The sequence below is a fragment of the Methylomonas sp. LWB genome (genome assembly GCF_001856095.1).
GTDB lineage: Bacteria > Pseudomonadota > Gammaproteobacteria > Methylococcales > Methylomonadaceae > Methylomonas > Methylomonas koyamae_A.
This window is the reverse complement of sequence record NZ_MKMC01000067.1, coordinates 202,650-218,399: the sequence shown is the minus strand read 5'-3', so window position 1 is coordinate 218,399 and position 15,750 is coordinate 202,650. Positions and strand designations below refer to the sequence as shown.

The window sequence follows — 15,750 nt, the reverse complement described above, 5'->3', positions numbered from 1 at the left end:
CCGGCCGAGATTAGCCGGTTTTATTTGGCAATGTCGACACGTATCAGGATACGCGTCGTCTGGGTTTCGGTGCTTTGGTTGAAACCCGTCATGCCTGCGCCGGACGATTGGGTTTGATCGGCATTGCCGGCGATTTCAATCCATTCGCCCAGTTTGGCGCGGAGGGTGGTTTGAACGGCTTGAGTGGCTATTTCGCCGTTTTGAAATTGGTTGGACCAAGGCGATATCGCCAGCGTCACTTGGTCGTCGCCGGCCAAGCGCGGGACCACCGCAAAGCCGCTGCTGGCTTCCAGCATTTGGGTGCTGCTCAGCACCGCGCCTCCGTAATTGGAGCCGTATACCGCGACATTACGGACCGGTTTGATTTCGCCGGTCTTGATAAAGGCGGTTTGTCCCTCGGTGGCGCGCACCTGCTGTTGTTGGCGTTGGCCGCGCAAATCCTCGGTATTCCCGGCCAAGCCGCGCAGTTCGACGCGCTCGGGGTGCAGTGTCGCGGCCGCTTCGGCGTTCAATTGCTCGGCGGTCTGGCTGGTGGTTTGCAAGACGCTGATCGTCAAATTGCGGACCGGGCCGTCCAATTGCTTGACCAGGGCGCGGATCTCCGCAAGCTTGGCCGGAGCGGTTTTGACGATCAATTTGGCGCCATCGGCGACGATGCGGTCGTCACCGTTTAGTAACGGTTGGAGCAGGGCTTGGATCTCCGCCGCCGGCCGGTTGCCAAGCTCGATGATTTCCATCACCGTATCGTCGGCCAAAACGGCTGCGGCCCAAAGGCTGATTGCAAGTGTCGGCCCGCTAAATTTCATCGTACAGCGCCAGATAGCGTTGGGCGCTACTTTGCCAAGAAAAGTCCCGGCTCATCGCGTTGCGCTGCAACTGCCGCCAATCTTTCTTGTGTCGGAACATCACTAGGCAACGTTTGATCGCTTCGGTCAGTGTCGCCGCCGACGTGTCGTTAAATACGAAACCGGTCGCGGTGCCGTTGGCGATGCTTTCCGGCAATGTGTCGACGACGGTATCGGCCAAGCCGCCGGTTTTGCGGACGATAGGGATCGTGCCATAGCGTTGACTGTACATTTGGTTTAAGCCGCAGGGTTCGAAGCGCGACGGCATCAGGAAAATGTCGGCGCCCGCTTCGATCTGGTGGGCTAGCGGCTCGTTGTAGCCTATCGTTACCGCGACTTTTTCCGGATACAGGCGGGCGAATTCCATCAGGCGGTATTCGTTGCTCTTGTCGCCGCTGCCCAGGAAAACGAATTGGGCCGGTAGTTCCAACAATTCCGGCAAGCCGGCCAGAATCAGATCGATGCCTTTTTGTTCGACCAGCCGGCCGATCAAACCGAATACCGGGAGTTCGGCGTCGACGGGCAGGTTCATTTGTTGCTGCAATGCGATTTTGTTGGCGGCTTTGTCGTTCAGGGTCTTCATGCCGTAGGTCTGGGCGATGTGCGGATCGATCGCCGGATTCCAGACTTCGGTATCGATGCCGTTTAGAATACCGCTCAATTGCGATTGCTTATGCGCCAACAGACCCTCCAGACCGTAACCGAATTCCGGCGTTTGGATTTCCTGGGCATAGGTTGGGCTGACGGTAGTGATGCGCTCCGCGTAGGCCAAGCCGCCCTTGATGAACGACAACATCCCATGGTACTCCAGACCCTCCGGGTGCCAGAGCTGGCCGGGCAGGTTCAGCAACGTAAACGCGGTGGCTGGAAACAAGCCTTGATAGGCCATATTGTGGATCGTGAATACGCTGGCCGGATGTTGGTGTTCCAGCGATAGCAGAGCCGGCACCAGACCGGTTTGCCAATCGTTGCAATGCACGATGTCGGGTTGCCAGTCCAGGTAGGCGCGGTTCATTGCCACTTCGGCGACGATACGGCAGAACAGCGCGAAGCGGTCGCCGATATTCGGCCAAGGCATGCCGTTATCGTCGACGTAGGGGTTGCCCGGTACTTTAAAGAACGGCGGGTAATCGACCAGCCAGACCGGAATCTGGCTGCCGGGCAGCCAGGTTTCCAGCAGATTGACGTCGCAATTGTTGACCTTGACCGTGCACAGGTAACGGCCCGGTTCGCAATTGCGGATGGCCTGGTAGTTGGGCATGATGATACGCACGTCCTGCTCCAGCTCGCCGAGGGCCAGCGGCAGGCTGCCGGCGACATCGGCCAGGCCGCCGGTTTTGATCAGTGGATGGGTTTCGCTGGTGGCGAACAAAATTTTCTTCATCGCTTAAACAGGTTTACATTTTTAATATGATGCCGGCTAACGGCGGAAGAGTGACGGAGATCGAATGCTCCATCCCCATCCAGGGCTGCGGCTCGGACAGTACGCTACCGTTGCCGGTGTTGCTGCCGTCGTAATAGTGAGAATCCGAGTTAAAGATTTCGACGTAGGTACCGGGTTGCGGCACGCCGATTCGGTAACGTTCGCGCGGCACCGGGGTGAAGTTCAGAATCACGATCAGCTCTTCGTGGGCCGATTTACGCCGGTAGCTGATGATGGACTGCTGGTAATCGTGGCAGTCTATCCATTCGAAGCCGGCGTGCTCGAAATCGAAGCGGTACAAGGCCGGATGGCTGGTATAGAGGCGATTCAGATCCTTGACCAGGGTTTGCAGACCGGCATGGTGGGCGTAGTCCAGTACGTACCAGTCCAGCGTGCGATTGAAACTCCATTCGGTACCTTGGCCGAACTCGCTGCCCATGAACAACAGTTTTTTGCCGGGATAGGTGAACATCATCGTATAGAGCAGGCGCAGATTGGCGAAACGCTGCCATTCGTCGCCCGGCATTTTGTTAAGCATCGACTGTTTGCCGTGTACCACTTCGTCGTGCGAAAACGGCAGGATGAAGTTTTCGGTAAACGCGTACAGCAAGCCGAAGGTCAGTTGGTCGTGGTGGTAGGCGCGGTGGATGGGTTGCTGTTGCATGTAGCACAGGATGTCGTGCATCCAGCCCATGTTCCATTTCATCGAGAAGCCCAAGCCGCCGGTCCAGGTCGGCCGGGTGACTTGCGGCCAGGACGTGGACTCCTCGGCCATCACGACGGTGCCGGGGTGTTGCTCGTGGGTGACGGTATTCATGTGGCGGAGGAAGTCGATCGCTTCCAGGTTCTCGTTGCCGCCGTACATATTGGGAATCCAGTCGTTGGCTTCGCGCGAATAGTCCAGATACAGCATCGAGGCCACCGCATCGACGCGCAGGCCGTCCAGGTGGAATTCTTCCAGCCAGAAGAAGGCGCTGGACAGCAGGAAGTTTTTCACTTCGTTGCGGCTGTAGTTGTAGATCAAGGTTCCCCAGTCGCGGTGTTCGCCCTTGCGCGGGTCCTCGTGCTCATACAGGGCCGTGCCGTCGAAGCGGGCCAGCGCGAAGGCGTCCTTGGGAAAGTGGGCCGGCACCCAATCCAGGATCACGCCTATGCCGTTTTGGTGGCAGTGGTCGATGAAATAGCGGAAGTCGTCCGGCGTGCCGTGGCGGCTGGTGGGCGCGAAATAGCCGGTGGTCTGATACCCCCAGGACGCATCGAGCGGGTGTTCGGTGATCGGCAGTAACTCGATATGGGTAAAGCCCAACGCTTTGACGTAATCGACCAATTGTTCGGCCAAATCGCGATAGTTCAGGAAGTTGCCGCGCTGGTCGCGTCGCCACGAGCCCAAATGCACCTCATAGATCGACATCGGTTGGTGCAGCCAGTCATGTTGGGCGCGCTGGTCCATCCATTCGCCGTCGTGCCAGACGTAACGATCTTCATCGACCACGATCGCGGCGGTCTGCGGGCGGAATTCGAATTGTTGGCCGTAGGGGTCGGTTTTAACCAGCAATTCCCCGGAATTGCGATTGATGATTTCGAATTTGTACAAGCAGCCCACGGTTAAACCGGGGATAAAGATTTCCCAGATTCCGCTGCCGCCCAAGCTGCGCATCGGATGGCAGCGGCCGTCCCAGCGGTTGAAGTCGCCGACGACGCTGACGCGTTGCGCGTTGGGCGCCCAGACCGAGAAAGACACGCCGTCTATCCCAGCCACGCTTTGGCGGTGACCGCCGAGTTTTTGATAGATGTGCCAATGGCGGCCTTCCGCGAACAAGTGTTGGTCGAATTCAGGCAGCACCGGGCCGAAACAATAGGGATCGTATTGGAGGTGATCGTTGCCGTCCTTGTCGGTCCAGGCCAATTGGTAATGCTTCGGAACGTCGCCGGTGCCGGGGCGGTATTCGAATACGTCGGTATCCGGTAGTCTTACGAAATCGCCGCCGTCGGCGGCCAGACTCACGCTTTCGGCGTAGGGTAGAAACACTCGGACGACGGTATCGCGGTCCTGGCCGTGGCGACCCAGGACGGAAAAGGGGTCGTGATGTCTGGCCTCGATGATTTTGACGATTTCCGGATCGAGCGGCAGGGATGGGCTTGGCTTGTTCATGATGCAACGCCTTCGGTTATAGTTTTGTTAGATGGTTGGCAGGGACAGCCATGCCAGGCAGGATAGACTACTCGGTAACAAATCGCTTGGCTTTTACTTTTTCGCGAAGAGTAACGATAATGCTCGGACGCGGCAAGTGCCATGCCGACAAATCCGCCGATATGCCCATCCCGGGCGGCCATCGGTGTCGCTTATTTTTTCTTAGAGGATGCTCATGTCAGTCGTCGATACAAATCTACAGGAAAGACGGGTCAACGATTTGACCCGTAACACCATAGCCTTGATTTTGGCTGGTGGCCGGGGATCGCGACTTAAGGACATGACCGATTGGCGGGCGAAGCCGGCGGTGCCGTTCGGCGGCAAGTTCCGGATCATCGATTTTCCGCTGTCCAACTGCATCAATTCGGATATCCGCAAGATTGGCATTTTGACGCAATACAAAGCCGACTCGCTGATTCGGCACATTCAACAAGGCTGGGGTTTTTTACGCGGCGAATTCGGCGAGTACGTCGATTTGATGCCCGCTCAGCAGCGCCACGACGAACATTCCTGGTACCAGGGAACCGCCGACGCCATCTATCAAAACATTGATATTCTGCGGGCGCGAAATCCCGAGTTCGTGTTGGTCTTGGCCGGCGACCACATTTATAAAATGGATTATTCGGTGATGCTGGCCGATCACGTCGCCAACAAAGCCGACTTGACGATCGGTTGCATCGAAGTGTCGTTGGAAGATGCCAAGGCCTTCGGCGTGATGCATGTCGACGACGAGCGCCGGGTGAAATCCTTTGTCGAGAAACCGGATAACCCGCCGGCGATGCCGGGTCGCGACAATACCGCATTGGCGTCGATGGGTATCTATATTTTCAACGCCCGCTTTTTGTTCGAGCAATTAATCAAGGACGCCGACACCAAAGCCTCCAGCCGCGATTTCGGTAAGGACATTATTCCGGCCGTCATCGACAAATATCGGGTGTATGCCTATCCCTTCCTGGATTTGCAAAGCGGTCAGCAAAGTTATTGGCGCGACGTCGGAACCATAGACGCCTACTGGGCCGCCAATATGGAATTGATCGGCGTCAAGCCTGACTTGAACCTGTACGACAACACTTGGCCGATCTGGACCTATCAGGCGCAAACGCCGCCGGCCAAGTTCGTGTTCGACGACGACGATAGACGGGGCGCGGCGATCGATTCGATGGTGTCCGGCGGTTGCGTGATTTCCGGGGCAACGGTGCGTCATTCGCTGTTGTTTTCGCAGGTGCGCGTCAACTCGTATACGACCGTCAAGGATTCGGTGGTGCTACCGGAAGTCAACATCGGCCGGCATTGCCGGATCGACAAGGCAATTATCGAGAAGGGCTGCCAAGTGCCGGAAGGCACCGTGATCGGCGAGAACCGCGCCGACGACGAAAAGCGCTTTTATGTCAGCGAAGGCGGCGTGGTATTGGTGACGCCGGAGATGCTCGGTCAAAGACGGCATTATGTCCGGTAAAAAACTCAAGCTGGTGCTGTGCTGGCACATGCACCAGCCGGAGTACCGCGACACGCAGAGCGGCGAATTCAAATTGCCGTGGACTTATCTGCACGTCATCAAGGATTACGTCGATATGGTCGCCCATTTGGAGGCGGCTCCGTCGGCTAAGGCGGTCGTCAATTTCGCGCCGATTTTGTTGGAGCAAATCGAAGATTATTCCAACCAAGTGACCGGCTATCTGCACGATCGGATCGCTATGAAGGATCCGTTGTTGGCCGCGTTGGTCGAGCCGACGGCGTCGGCCGACCCGGACAAACGTCTGAAGCTGTTGCGCGATTGTAAAAAAGCTAACCGCGAACGCCAAATCGACCGCTATCCGGCCTTCCGCAAATTGATCGACATGGCCGATTGGATTCTCGGGCATCAGGACGCCATTAAATATGTCAACGCCCAATTCGTTTCCGATATCCTGGTTTGGTATCACTTGATCTGGATGGGCGAAACCGTCAAGTTGACGGACAACCGTATCAAACGCTTGATCGAAAAAGGCGCGGCGTTCACGTTGCACGACCGGATAGAAATCGTCGAGGTGATCGGCGATTTGTTGTCCAAAGTGATTTATCGCTATAAGGCATTGGCCCGTAAGGGCCGTATCGAATTATCGGTGACGCCATACGCGCATCCCATCATGCCGTTGATGTTGGATATCGCCAGTGCCCGAGAGGCGATGCCGGACGTGGCCTTGCCTAAATTGCCGAATTACCCCGGCGGTGAAGAGCGCGTATGCTGGCACTTGCGGAAGGGGATCAACACCTTTCGACACTTTTTCGGTTTCGAACCGCGCGGTTGTTGGCCATCCGAAGGTGGCGTCAGCGAGCGTACGCTGGCGATACTCGGCGAGTTCGGTTTTCACTGGGCCGCCAGCGGCGGTAATGTCTTGCACAATAGCTTGCGGGCCTCCGACCTGGCCGGTAAAACTAGCGTGCATCAAGCGTTCCGGTTGGCGTCGGCCAGCACGGTGTGCTTTTTTCGGGACGACGGTTTGTCCGATCTGATTGGCTTCGAATATTCCAAATGGCATGCCGACGATGCCGTGGCCGACCTGATTCAGCATCTGGAAAATATTGCGGATTACGAGGCTCGGCCGCCGTTGGTTTCGATTATCATGGATGGTGAAAATGCCTGGGAGTATTTTCCGGATAACGGCTATCATTTTTTGAGCGCTTTGTATCGCCGGCTCGGCGAACATCCACGGATAGAGTTGACGACGTTTTCGGAATACCTGCAAGGTGCCGAAGCTCAAGTACAGCCATTGCCGCGTCTGGTGGCAGGCAGTTGGGTTTACGGCACGTTCTCGACCTGGATCGGCGACGCCGATAAAAACTGCGGCTGGGATATGTTGGGGGACGTCAAGCAGGCGTTCGACAACGCGGTGCAGGATGGCCGCTTGTCCGATCAACAGCAGGAAAAGGCGCGAGTACAGTTGGCGGTGTGCGAAGGGTCCGATTGGTTTTGGTGGTTCGGTGACTACAATCCCGGCGAGGCGGTCAGCGATTTCGAAAAGCAGTACCGATTGAATTTAACCAATTTGTATCGGCTCTTGGGCGAGGAACCGCCCGGCTATTTAGCCTTATCCTTCACTCAAGGCAGCGGTAGTCCGGCGATGGGCGGCGCAATGCGGCGCGGTAATGAACTTTGAACGAATTCGAAAAACGGTTTTTGGGGGTTGGCTTGGATAGACGTCGCGCGGGTGTTTTGCTGCATATCACTTCGTTACCGGGGCATGGCGAGTGCGGCGACTTGGGATCGGAAGCGTTCAACTTCGTCAACTTTCTGCACGATGTCGGCGCCACGATCTGGCAAACCCTGCCGTTAGGCATGCCGCATGGCGACGGTTCTCCTTATCAATGTTTATCCGCTCATGCCGGAAACCCGGCCTTGATCAGTATTGACTGGTTGGTGGATAGAGGTTGGCTGCAACTGGCGGACCGCTGCAACGATTGCTCCGGTCATGGTGAATTGAGCAAAAGCTGTCTGGTGACTAAGGCGTTTTACGGCTTTCAAGTGCTGGCGGATGTATCGGCCCAGCAGGATTTCAAGCAGTTTTGCCAGGACAAGTCGAGTTGGCTGGACGACTTTGCGCTGTTCATAGCGCTACGCAACGTGTTCGGACACAAAAGTTGGAACGAATGGCCGGATGGCCTTAAGCAACGTAAGCCGGATGCCTTGAGCGAGTCCCGGCAGTTGTTGAAGGCGGTCATCGAAGGCATCAAGTTCGAGCAGTATGTGTTTTTCAAGCAATGGGACGAGCTAAAGGCTTATGCTTCCAGCAAAGGCGTGCTGATGTTCGGCGATATTCCGATTTTCGTGTCCTACGACAGTGCCGACGTCTGGGCCAACCGCGAAGCTTTCAAGTTGAACCCGTTGGGCGAAATGGATGTCGTGGCCGGCGTGCCGCCGGATTATTTTTCTGAGTTCGGGCAACGTTGGGGCAATCCGCATTACAACTGGGTCTACCTGAAAAAGACCGGCTTCAAATGGTGGCTGGATCGGATAGAAGCGCAGTATGAAATGTTCGATATTTTGCGGATCGATCATTTTCGGGGCTTGGAAGCGGCTTGGGAAATCCCGGCCAGCGAAGACACCGCGGTCAACGGTCGCTGGGTGACGGCGCCGGGTGGCGAGCTGTTGGCGGCGATTCAACAGCATTTTCCGGCGTTAACCTTGGTCGCCGAGGACTTGGGTATCATCACCCCCGAAGTAGAAGCCTTGCGCGACGATTTTAATTTGCCCGGTATGAAAATTTTGCAGTTCGCATTCGGCGACGACGCTCGCAATCCCTATTTGCCTTGCAATTACCGGCGTAACTGCGTGGTGTACACCGGTACGCACGACAACGACACCACCCAAGGCTGGTTCGACGCGCTTAACGATACCGACAAGCAGCGCATATACGACTATTTGGGCTGGTCCAGTCTGCCGATGCCTAGTGCCTTAATTCATGCCGCGTTGGGCTCGGTAGCCAACTTGGCTATTATCCCGATGCAGGATATCTTGAAACTTGGCTCCGCCGACCGGATGAATACGCCAGGTACCACCGAGGGTAACTGGCGCTGGCGTTTCGATTGGTCGCAATTAACCGGCGACAAAGCCGGTCATTTCGAACACTTGATACGCTTGTTCGGCCGAGGTCCGCATTAGTCGTCGTCTTGCTTAGCGGGAGCGCTGGGAATCGGCGATAACGGAATCCGGTAGCCGGCAATGATTTGCTGAATTTCATCGAAGTTCTTGGCAATCAGGTCGTTCAAAAGTTGTTTGCGCTTGCTGTCGCCTTGTCGCACGCCCATCGCGATTGAGAAATCGAAGCGCATGCCCGGCGTGGACTGCATCGGAATGGCGATATACTGGTTCTTCGGGTTTTTCGATTGAACGTAGCCGGCCATCGGTCCCCACAAAATCACCATATCGATCTTGCCGGTGCTCAGATCGGCTTCAATTTGCATCGCCGTATTGTGTTCGCCGTCGCCGGTCATGCTTTGATAAGGAACGCCGTATTCCAGCAAGCCGTTGCGTTGCAACCATTCGGTGCCGGGCCCACGATCGAACATCGCAATTTTCAGCTTTTCCTGCTTTTCCAACGGCAGTTGCGTTAGTTGCATGGGGTCGTGGATATCGTCCCAGCCTCGGCCTTTCGCGATCAACAACACATAAGTCGAATGAAAATAGGGTTTGGTGGTATCGGTCAAATCGAAACCCGCCGGCACGCCCATGATCACGTCGCATTTAAAACCCTGGCCGTTGTCGTTTTCGGCTTTCAAGGTGTTGCGGACAAAGCCCATCCGTTCCGGAAACCAAGTGAACTCCAATTCCTGACCCAGTTGTTTGGCGAACAGGGCCGCGATTTTATTTTCGTAGCCGCTAAGTTCCTTGGTGGAATAGGGCGGATTCAGCGGGTCGGCACACACCCGAAATTTATTCTCGTCGGCTTGGCCGGTAACGGCCGCGCAGCTCAGCGCTAGCGCGGCTAGGCATCGATTGTAAGTCATAGTCTTCTTCCTTCGTTTTCATGAAGCCACAAAAAAGCCTTGGCCGATTGCTCGGCCAAGGCTTGCTTAACGCGGATCTAAGGTTAGATCTTAGTTAGGCAGGGCGAACACAGTGAGTGTACCACCCAATTTGGTGTAGGAGCCTAAGCTTCTGTACGCACCCACCGCGCCCAAACCTTCCGAGTTGGTTGATGAGGAGCCGTCGTCCAGACCGGCCGCGATACCGATACCTGCCCAGCCGCCGATACCTGAAAGAACGCCAACATATTGTTTGCCTTCGAATTCCCAGGTATTAACGTTACCGATGATGCCGGATGGGGTTTTGAATTTGTACAATTCTTTACCGGTTTTGGCATCAACCGCTTTCAGGTAACCTTCCAGGGTGCCGTAGAATACGACCCCGCCCGCGGTAGCAACAGAGCCTGACCAAACAGAGAATTGCTCTTTGTTGGACCAAGCGATTTTGCCGGTTTTAGCATCCCAGGCAGTGAATTGGCCGAGGTTAGTGGTGCCGTCTTTTTTACCAGTCAGAACATCGGCGCCAGCCGGCATCATGTTCAGAGTTGCGCCGACGTAAGGTTGGCCGGCGGTGTAGCTAACTTCGAACGGTTCGTACTCCATGCACAAGTGGTTGCCTGAGATGTAGAACAGGCCGGTTTGTGGAGAGTAAGAAACCGGTTGTTGGTTTTTCGCACCCAAAGCTGCAGGGCAAGTGCCAACGGTGTTGACGTCTTCGCCGTTATGTTCGGTAGAGAATTCAGGTACCACTTGTGGGCGGCCTGATTTCATGTCGACATGGGTTAGCCAGTTGACGGATTTGTCGAAGGTTTCGGCAACCAACAATTCGCCGGTTTCGCGGTCCAGGGTATATCCCACGCCGTTACGGTCGAAGTGAACGATGGTTTTGTGCATTTTGCCTTTGACTTCTTGATCGACCAGAACGGTTTCGTTGATACCGTCGTAGTCCCATTCGTCGTGCGGGGTCATTTGATAAACCCATTTAACTTCACCGGTGTCGGCGTCACGCGCCCACAAAGACATGGACCATTTGTTGTCGCCCGGACGTTGTACAGGGTTCCAGGTAGATGGGTTGCCTGAACCGTAATAGACCAAGTTCAGTTTAGGATCGTAAGAGTACCAGCCCCAAGTGGTGCCGCCGCCGATTTTCCATTGGTCGCCTTTCCAGGTAGCCAAGCTGGACTCAGGTCCCAGTGGGGTGACTTTGCCGTCTTGCCAGGTGGTGGATTTGCCCGGTTTGATCAGAGTGTCCTTGTCGGGACCCATGCTGTAACCTTTCCACGCCAATTGGCCGGTTTTGATGTCGTAGGCCGCCAGAAAGCCGCGCACACCGAACTCGCCGCCGGAAATACCGGTCAGAACTTTGTCTTTAACAACGATAGGGGCGTTGGTGTTGGTCATGCCCAGTTTGGGATCGCCGTTTTGCACGCTCCAAATACGTTTGCCGGTTTTAGCATCCAGCGCGGTCAGTACGGTGTCCGATTGCTGCAGGAAGATTTTGCCGTCGCCGTAAGCCAAGCCGCGGTTAACGGTATCGCAGCACATCACGGGGATGGTGACGTCGGCATCCATGGTTGGGGTGAATTCCCAGATGACCGCTTTGGTTTTTTGGTCGATCGCGTAAACGGTGTTAGGGAACGGAGTGTGGATGTACAGAACGCCGTTAACAACCAGGGGACCGCCTTCGTGACCGCGCAGAACGCCGGTGGAGAAAGACCAAGCCGGTTGCAGATTTTTAACGTTTTGAGCGTTGATTTGCGACAGTTTGCTATAACGAGTGCCGGCGTAGTCGCCGCCCCAAGAAGCCCAGTTAGCAGGGTTTTGGGTTAATTTTTCTAAGTCGTCGTTAGCGGTAGAGACAGTTGGTGCAGCAAGAATAGTAGCTACAGTCGAAGCAAGCAGCCAGTTTGTTACAGGCTTCTTCATATGTTTCCTCCTGGTAATCTGCGGATGTACACAGAGTACGATTTTGTGTTGTTAAGACTAATATTAGTTTTAAAGCTCTGTTTGGATGACTGCCCGAAACGCCCGCTACCGGCCGCTCACAGCCTAGGCTAAGCCACGCCAAGCGCGTAAATTGAAGGATTTTTTCCTAAAAGTCAACCGGAAAAACTCTGGGAATCCCGGTTGGCGGGAATAATGTCAAGCCTGATAATGCCTTAGCTTTTTCGTACATCGAGCGGTTCCGCGAAGGAAATTCCGCATCCCCCCAAACCGCAATAACCGTCCGGGTTTTTGGCCAAGTACTGCTGGTGCTCTTCCTCGGCATAGTAGAAGGTCGGCGCCGGGGCGATTTCCGTCGTGATCGAGCCGAAGCCGGCCGCGCTAAGGCGTTGTTGGTATTGTTGTTGGCTGGCCAGCGCTTCGGCGAGTTGCTGTTCGGTGTAGCAGTAAATGGTCGAACGATATTGGGTGCCAACGTCGTTGCCCTGGCGCATACCTTGCGTTGGGTCATGCGATTCCCAGAAAACCTGGAGCAAGTGGCGGTAATCGAGTAGGGCCGGATCGAATACCACCAAAACGACTTCGGCGTGACCTGTCATCCCGGTACAGAGTTCCTGGTAGGTGGGGTTGGGGGTGAATCCGCCGGCATAGCCAACCGCCGTCGCATGTACGCCGGCCTGTTGCCAGAATTTTCGCTCGGCGCCCCAAAAACAGCCCAGACCGAAGACGGCTTGTTGCATGGATGCCGGAAACGGTGGGTGGTAGCCGTTGCCGCTGACGTGATGCTTACTGCCGCTGGCAATCGGATTGCGGCGGCCGGGTAAGGCTTGTTCAGGGCTGGGCATTGCGGATTTTTTAAACAGAATAGACATGGTGGACATCCCGTGGTCGAATCGAAGCATGGCGGGGATTATAATCCCGTCTCGATTTGGATAGGTTTCGGAACGATATGACACAACAAGATTGTTTAAGGCGGTTTCTATTTGAAGAAGCCGGTGCGCGCGGCGTATGGGTCAGGTTGCAACACAGCTTGCAAGATGCTAAGCAGCATCAGTCTTTGCCGAACGACGCGGTCGACGCTCAGTTTGGACAGGCACTGGCGGCGGTGGTGCTATTGTCGGCGACCATTAAGTTTAAGGGCGCGATGATTTTGCAGGTTCAGGGTGGCGGCGATCTGCGCGCGCTGGTCGCCCAATCCAGCAACGAGCGGCGGATTCGCGGGCTGGTGCGCAGTCAACCCGAGGTGAACGGTGAAACGTTGCGGGAAATGATCGGCAACGGCGGCCGACTAGTGTTAACCGTGGAGTCCGACAGCGGCGAACCCTACCAAGGCATCGTCGCGGTCACCGAAAACAGTTTGGCCGAGGTACTGACGACTTATTTTCGGCAGTCGGAGCAGCTCGATACCCGCTTGTGGTTGTTTGCGAGTAACACGCATGCCGCCGGCTTGCTTCTGCAAGCCTTGCCTGGGGAATCCGCCGACAAAGCGGATTGGGAACGTTTGGAAATCCTGGCCGGCACCGTCACCGCCGACGAATTGCTGGGCCTGGACTGCGAGGACATCTTGCATCGCTTATTTCACGAGGAACAGGTCAGACTATACGAAGCCGAGCCGGTGGCATTTCAATGCAGTTGCTCGCGGCAAAAAATTGCCGGCACTTTATCGGCGTTGGGACGGTCCGAGTTGGAGGCTATTTTGCGCGAACGCGACGACATCGAAGTCGATTGCCAGTTCTGTGGAGCCCAATACCGCTACGACAAAGTCGATGTCGAGCATTTACTGAACAATTCGGCGGTCGACAGCGGCCTGCCGTCGCCGACCAGACATTGAGGACGCGCATGAAAAAAGTCACCCGCATTTTTCGATTAGTGTTGGCCTTTGGCCTGCTCTCCACGTTGACCGGCTGCCTGCACTGGCTGCACGCCTATCAGACTTATCTGCAAATGGACGAATTCGACCGCTATTTCGCGGTGACGTCTAAAGACGATTTCACCGTGCATTTCAAGGAGCCGAGGTTGCTAAGCCAAGATTTCGTGTCGTTGGCCAAGTTGCACGCCAGCAGCGAGGAAAGAATCGGCGATGGCAAAAAATGGCGCTATTGGTTTCGCAAGATCGACAAGGACGGCAAGCCGATCAATCCGGAAATCAGTTTTTATCTGGATCTGGCCTTTAATAAAGAAGACAAAATCACCGACTGGACCTTTTCCAATCTGTTTTTACAGATTGCGCCGCCGGAGTTTTTGGAAGCTTCGTTCCGTTCGTTGGGCGGTGCCGAGATCAATGAAGAAAAACAGCAGTTGAAAGCCAAAGCGGACCAGATGGAAAAAATCGCCGCAAAACTGCCGAAAAAGGCTGTCGTGGTCAAACAATTGGGTGAACCGCTGGAAGTCGAGAATGAAGACAAACAGGAAATTTATAAATACCACTTCCGCTTGGATGCCCGCGAGATCGAGGAAGGTTACGAAGATCGGGCTTTGAGCGAAGTGCGCCTGACCTTCGATAAGGCCACGTCCGAGTTGGTCAAAATGTCCGGCCGCTTTGCCGGACTAAAAATATCGATCAACTATCGCAATTTCCAGGACGAAGACGAAAAAAAGGTGGCGGGCTTGTAGATAACCGATAAGTGGCGAGGCGGCCGGTTGGCCTCGCCTCGCCTAGCTTGCCGCGGTTACGCGCGGGTTTTCAGAATCGCCACGGCCGGCAATTCCTTGCCTTCCAGGAATTCCAGGAAGGCGCCGCCGCCGGTCGATGTGTAAGACACTTTGTCGGCGATAGCATATTTGTCGATGGCTGCCAGGGTGTCGCCGCCGCCGGCAATCGAAAACGCCGGGCTTTCGGCAATCGCCAGCGACAGCGATTGGGTGCCTTCGCCGAATTGATCGATTTCGAACACGCCGACCGGGCCGTTCCAAACGATGGTGCCGGCGGTTTTCAGAATGTCGGCATATTGCCGGGCGGTTTCCGGCCCGATGTCCAAGATCAGGTCGTCGTCGGCCACGTCGCTAACGGCTTTGACCGTTGCCGCGGCGGATTCCGAAAATTCCTTGGCGCAGACCACGTCAACCGGTACCGGGATGTCGGCGCCGCGTTGCTTGGCGGCCGCGATCAGTTTTTGAGCTTCCGCGATTAAATCGGCTTCGTACAACGATTTGCCGACGTTGTAGCCGGCCGCCGCGATGAAGGTATTGGCGATGCCGCCGCCGACGATCAATTGATCGACCTTGGTGGACAAGGATTCCAGCACGGTCAGCTTGGTGGACACCTTGGAGCCGCCGACGATGGCGACCAGCGGATGAGCCGGGGTTTCCAGCGCCTTGCCCAGCGCGTCCAGCTCCGCCGCCAGCAACGGGCCGGCACACGCGACGGGCGCGTATTCGGCGACGGCGTGGGTGGAGGCTTCGGCGCGATGGGCGGTACCGAAGGCGTCCATCACGAAGATGTCGCACAATTTGGCCATCTTTTGGCCCAGCTCGGCATTGTTTTTCTTCTCGCCTTTGTTAAAGCGGACGTTCTCGCACAGCACGACTTCGCCGGCCGCGACATCCACGCCATCCAGCCAATCTTTCACCAACCGCACCGGTTTGCCGAGCAATTGCGAAAAACGTTCGGCGACCGGTTTCAAGCTGGAAGCTTCGTCGTATTCGCCTTCGGTGGGACGGCCCAGATGCGACATCAAAATGACCGCCGCGCCTCCGGCCAAGGCCTTTTCCACGGTCGGTACGCTGGCTTGGATGCGCAAATCGCTGGTGACTTTGCCGTCCTTCACCGGCACGTTCAAATCCTGGCGGATCAACACGCGCTTGCCTGCCAGATCCAGATCGACCATTCGTTTGATAGACATAAG

Annotated in this window: 12 protein-coding genes; 5 read left to right on the top strand and 7 right to left on the bottom strand. The window is 55.8% G+C overall.

Features of this window, described 5'->3' with window-relative positions; genetic code table 11:
* Nucleotides 1–20: 20 nt before the first annotated feature.
* Genes BJL95_RS20645 through glgB form a run of 3 tightly spaced genes read right to left on the bottom strand, consistent with a single transcriptional unit; the run spans nucleotide 21 to nucleotide 4,420 of the window.
* A complete protein-coding gene (locus BJL95_RS20645; RefSeq protein WP_071160553.1) occupies nucleotides 21–806 on the bottom strand; it encodes a type II and III secretion system protein in 786 nt (261 codons plus the stop codon).
* Nucleotides 796–2,229, bottom strand: a complete 1,434-nt coding sequence (glgA, locus tag BJL95_RS20640; protein ID WP_064030706.1) for a glycogen synthase GlgA — start codon at nucleotides 2,227–2,229, stop codon at nucleotides 796–798. Before glgA ends, BJL95_RS20645 begins: the two co-directional genes overlap by 11 nt.
* Nucleotides 2,230–2,242: 13 nt before the next feature.
* Nucleotides 2,243–4,420, bottom strand: a complete 2,178-nt coding sequence (gene glgB / locus BJL95_RS20635; protein WP_064030705.1) for a 1,4-alpha-glucan branching protein GlgB — start codon at nucleotides 4,418–4,420, stop codon at nucleotides 2,243–2,245.
* A 214-nt stretch (nucleotides 4,421–4,634) separates the two neighbouring features.
* Between glgB and glgC the strand changes: the two genes are divergently transcribed.
* Genes glgC through malQ form a run of 3 tightly spaced genes read left to right on the top strand, consistent with a single transcriptional unit; the run spans nucleotide 4,635 to nucleotide 9,098 of the window.
* Complete coding sequence (glgC, locus tag BJL95_RS20630; RefSeq protein ID WP_064030704.1) at nucleotides 4,635–5,915, top strand: glucose-1-phosphate adenylyltransferase; 1,281 nt, start codon at nucleotides 4,635–4,637, stop codon at nucleotides 5,913–5,915.
* The gene (locus tag BJL95_RS20625) at nucleotides 5,905–7,596 is read left to right on the top strand and encodes a glycoside hydrolase family 57 protein (protein ID WP_071160552.1); all 1,692 of its coding nucleotides are present in this window, start codon (nucleotides 5,905–5,907) and stop codon (nucleotides 7,594–7,596) included. The genes glgC and BJL95_RS20625 overlap by 11 nt, the downstream gene beginning before the upstream one ends.
* Nucleotides 7,597–7,616: 20 nt before the next feature.
* Nucleotides 7,617–9,098: a 4-alpha-glucanotransferase gene (gene malQ, locus BJL95_RS20620; RefSeq protein ID WP_071160575.1), complete on the top strand. Its 1,482-nt coding sequence runs from the start codon at nucleotides 7,617–7,619 to the stop codon at nucleotides 9,096–9,098.
* Here the strand turns inward: malQ and BJL95_RS20615 are convergent.
* The 3 genes from BJL95_RS20615 to msrA form a co-directional block, all read right to left on the bottom strand.
* On the bottom strand, nucleotides 9,095–9,943 hold the full coding sequence (locus BJL95_RS20615) for a quinoprotein dehydrogenase-associated putative ABC transporter substrate-binding protein (protein ID WP_071160551.1): 849 nt from the start codon (nucleotides 9,941–9,943) through the stop codon (nucleotides 9,095–9,097). The two genes, malQ and BJL95_RS20615, sit on opposite strands and share 4 nt — an antisense overlap.
* A gap of 90 nt (nucleotides 9,944–10,033) precedes the next feature.
* Nucleotides 10,034–11,887: a methanol/ethanol family PQQ-dependent dehydrogenase gene (locus BJL95_RS20610; RefSeq protein WP_064030701.1), complete on the bottom strand. Its 1,854-nt coding sequence runs from the start codon at nucleotides 11,885–11,887 to the stop codon at nucleotides 10,034–10,036.
* Between the two features lie 233 nt (nucleotides 11,888–12,120).
* Nucleotides 12,121–12,777, bottom strand: coding sequence for a peptide-methionine (S)-S-oxide reductase MsrA (msrA, locus tag BJL95_RS20605; protein ID WP_217631717.1), 657 nt, complete (start codon nucleotides 12,775–12,777; stop codon nucleotides 12,121–12,123).
* Nucleotides 12,778–12,854: 77 nt separating this feature from the next.
* Between msrA and hslO the strand changes: the two genes are divergently transcribed.
* Both hslO and BJL95_RS20595 read left to right on the top strand, forming a co-directional pair.
* The gene (gene hslO, locus BJL95_RS20600; RefSeq protein ID WP_071160549.1) at nucleotides 12,855–13,736 is read left to right on the top strand and encodes an Hsp33 family molecular chaperone HslO; all 882 of its coding nucleotides are present in this window, start codon (nucleotides 12,855–12,857) and stop codon (nucleotides 13,734–13,736) included.
* Between the two features lie 8 nt (nucleotides 13,737–13,744).
* Nucleotides 13,745–14,518, top strand: a complete 774-nt coding sequence (locus BJL95_RS20595; RefSeq protein WP_064030698.1) for a hypothetical protein — start codon at nucleotides 13,745–13,747, stop codon at nucleotides 14,516–14,518.
* Between the two features lie 56 nt (nucleotides 14,519–14,574).
* Here the strand turns inward: BJL95_RS20595 and BJL95_RS20590 are convergent, their stop codons facing one another.
* Nucleotides 14,575–15,747, bottom strand: a complete 1,173-nt coding sequence (locus BJL95_RS20590) for a phosphoglycerate kinase (RefSeq protein ID WP_071160548.1) — start codon at nucleotides 15,745–15,747, stop codon at nucleotides 14,575–14,577.
* Between the last annotated feature and the right edge of the window lie 3 nt (nucleotides 15,748–15,750).

Excerpts from the sequence above, each read along its gene's own strand:
- BJL95_RS20595 (WP_064030698.1), top strand. The coding sequence starts at position 13,745 with ATGAAAAAAGTCACCCGCATTTTTCGATTAGTGTTGGCCTTTGGCCTG.
- glgB (WP_064030705.1), bottom strand. The coding sequence starts at position 4,420 with ATGAACAAGCCAAGCCCATCCCTGCCGCTCGATCCGGAAATCGTCAAA.
- BJL95_RS20610 (WP_064030701.1), bottom strand. The coding sequence starts at position 11,887 with ATGAAGAAGCCTGTAACAAACTGGCTGCTTGCTTCGACTGTAGCTACT.
- glgC (WP_064030704.1), top strand. The coding sequence starts at position 4,635 with ATGTCAGTCGTCGATACAAATCTACAGGAAAGACGGGTCAACGATTTG.
- BJL95_RS20590 (WP_071160548.1), bottom strand. The coding sequence starts at position 15,747 with ATGTCTATCAAACGAATGGTCGATCTGGATCTGGCAGGCAAGCGCGTG.
- BJL95_RS20645 (WP_071160553.1), bottom strand. The coding sequence starts at position 806 with ATGAAATTTAGCGGGCCGACACTTGCAATCAGCCTTTGGGCCGCAGCC.
- BJL95_RS20615 (WP_071160551.1), bottom strand. The coding sequence starts at position 9,943 with ATGACTTACAATCGATGCCTAGCCGCGCTAGCGCTGAGCTGCGCGGCC.
- BJL95_RS20625 (WP_071160552.1), top strand. The coding sequence starts at position 5,905 with ATGTCCGGTAAAAAACTCAAGCTGGTGCTGTGCTGGCACATGCACCAG.
- hslO (WP_071160549.1), top strand. The coding sequence starts at position 12,855 with ATGACACAACAAGATTGTTTAAGGCGGTTTCTATTTGAAGAAGCCGGT.
- msrA (WP_217631717.1), bottom strand. The coding sequence starts at position 12,777 with ATGTCTATTCTGTTTAAAAAATCCGCAATGCCCAGCCCTGAACAAGCC.
- glgA (WP_064030706.1), bottom strand. The coding sequence starts at position 2,229 with ATGAAGAAAATTTTGTTCGCCACCAGCGAAACCCATCCACTGATCAAA.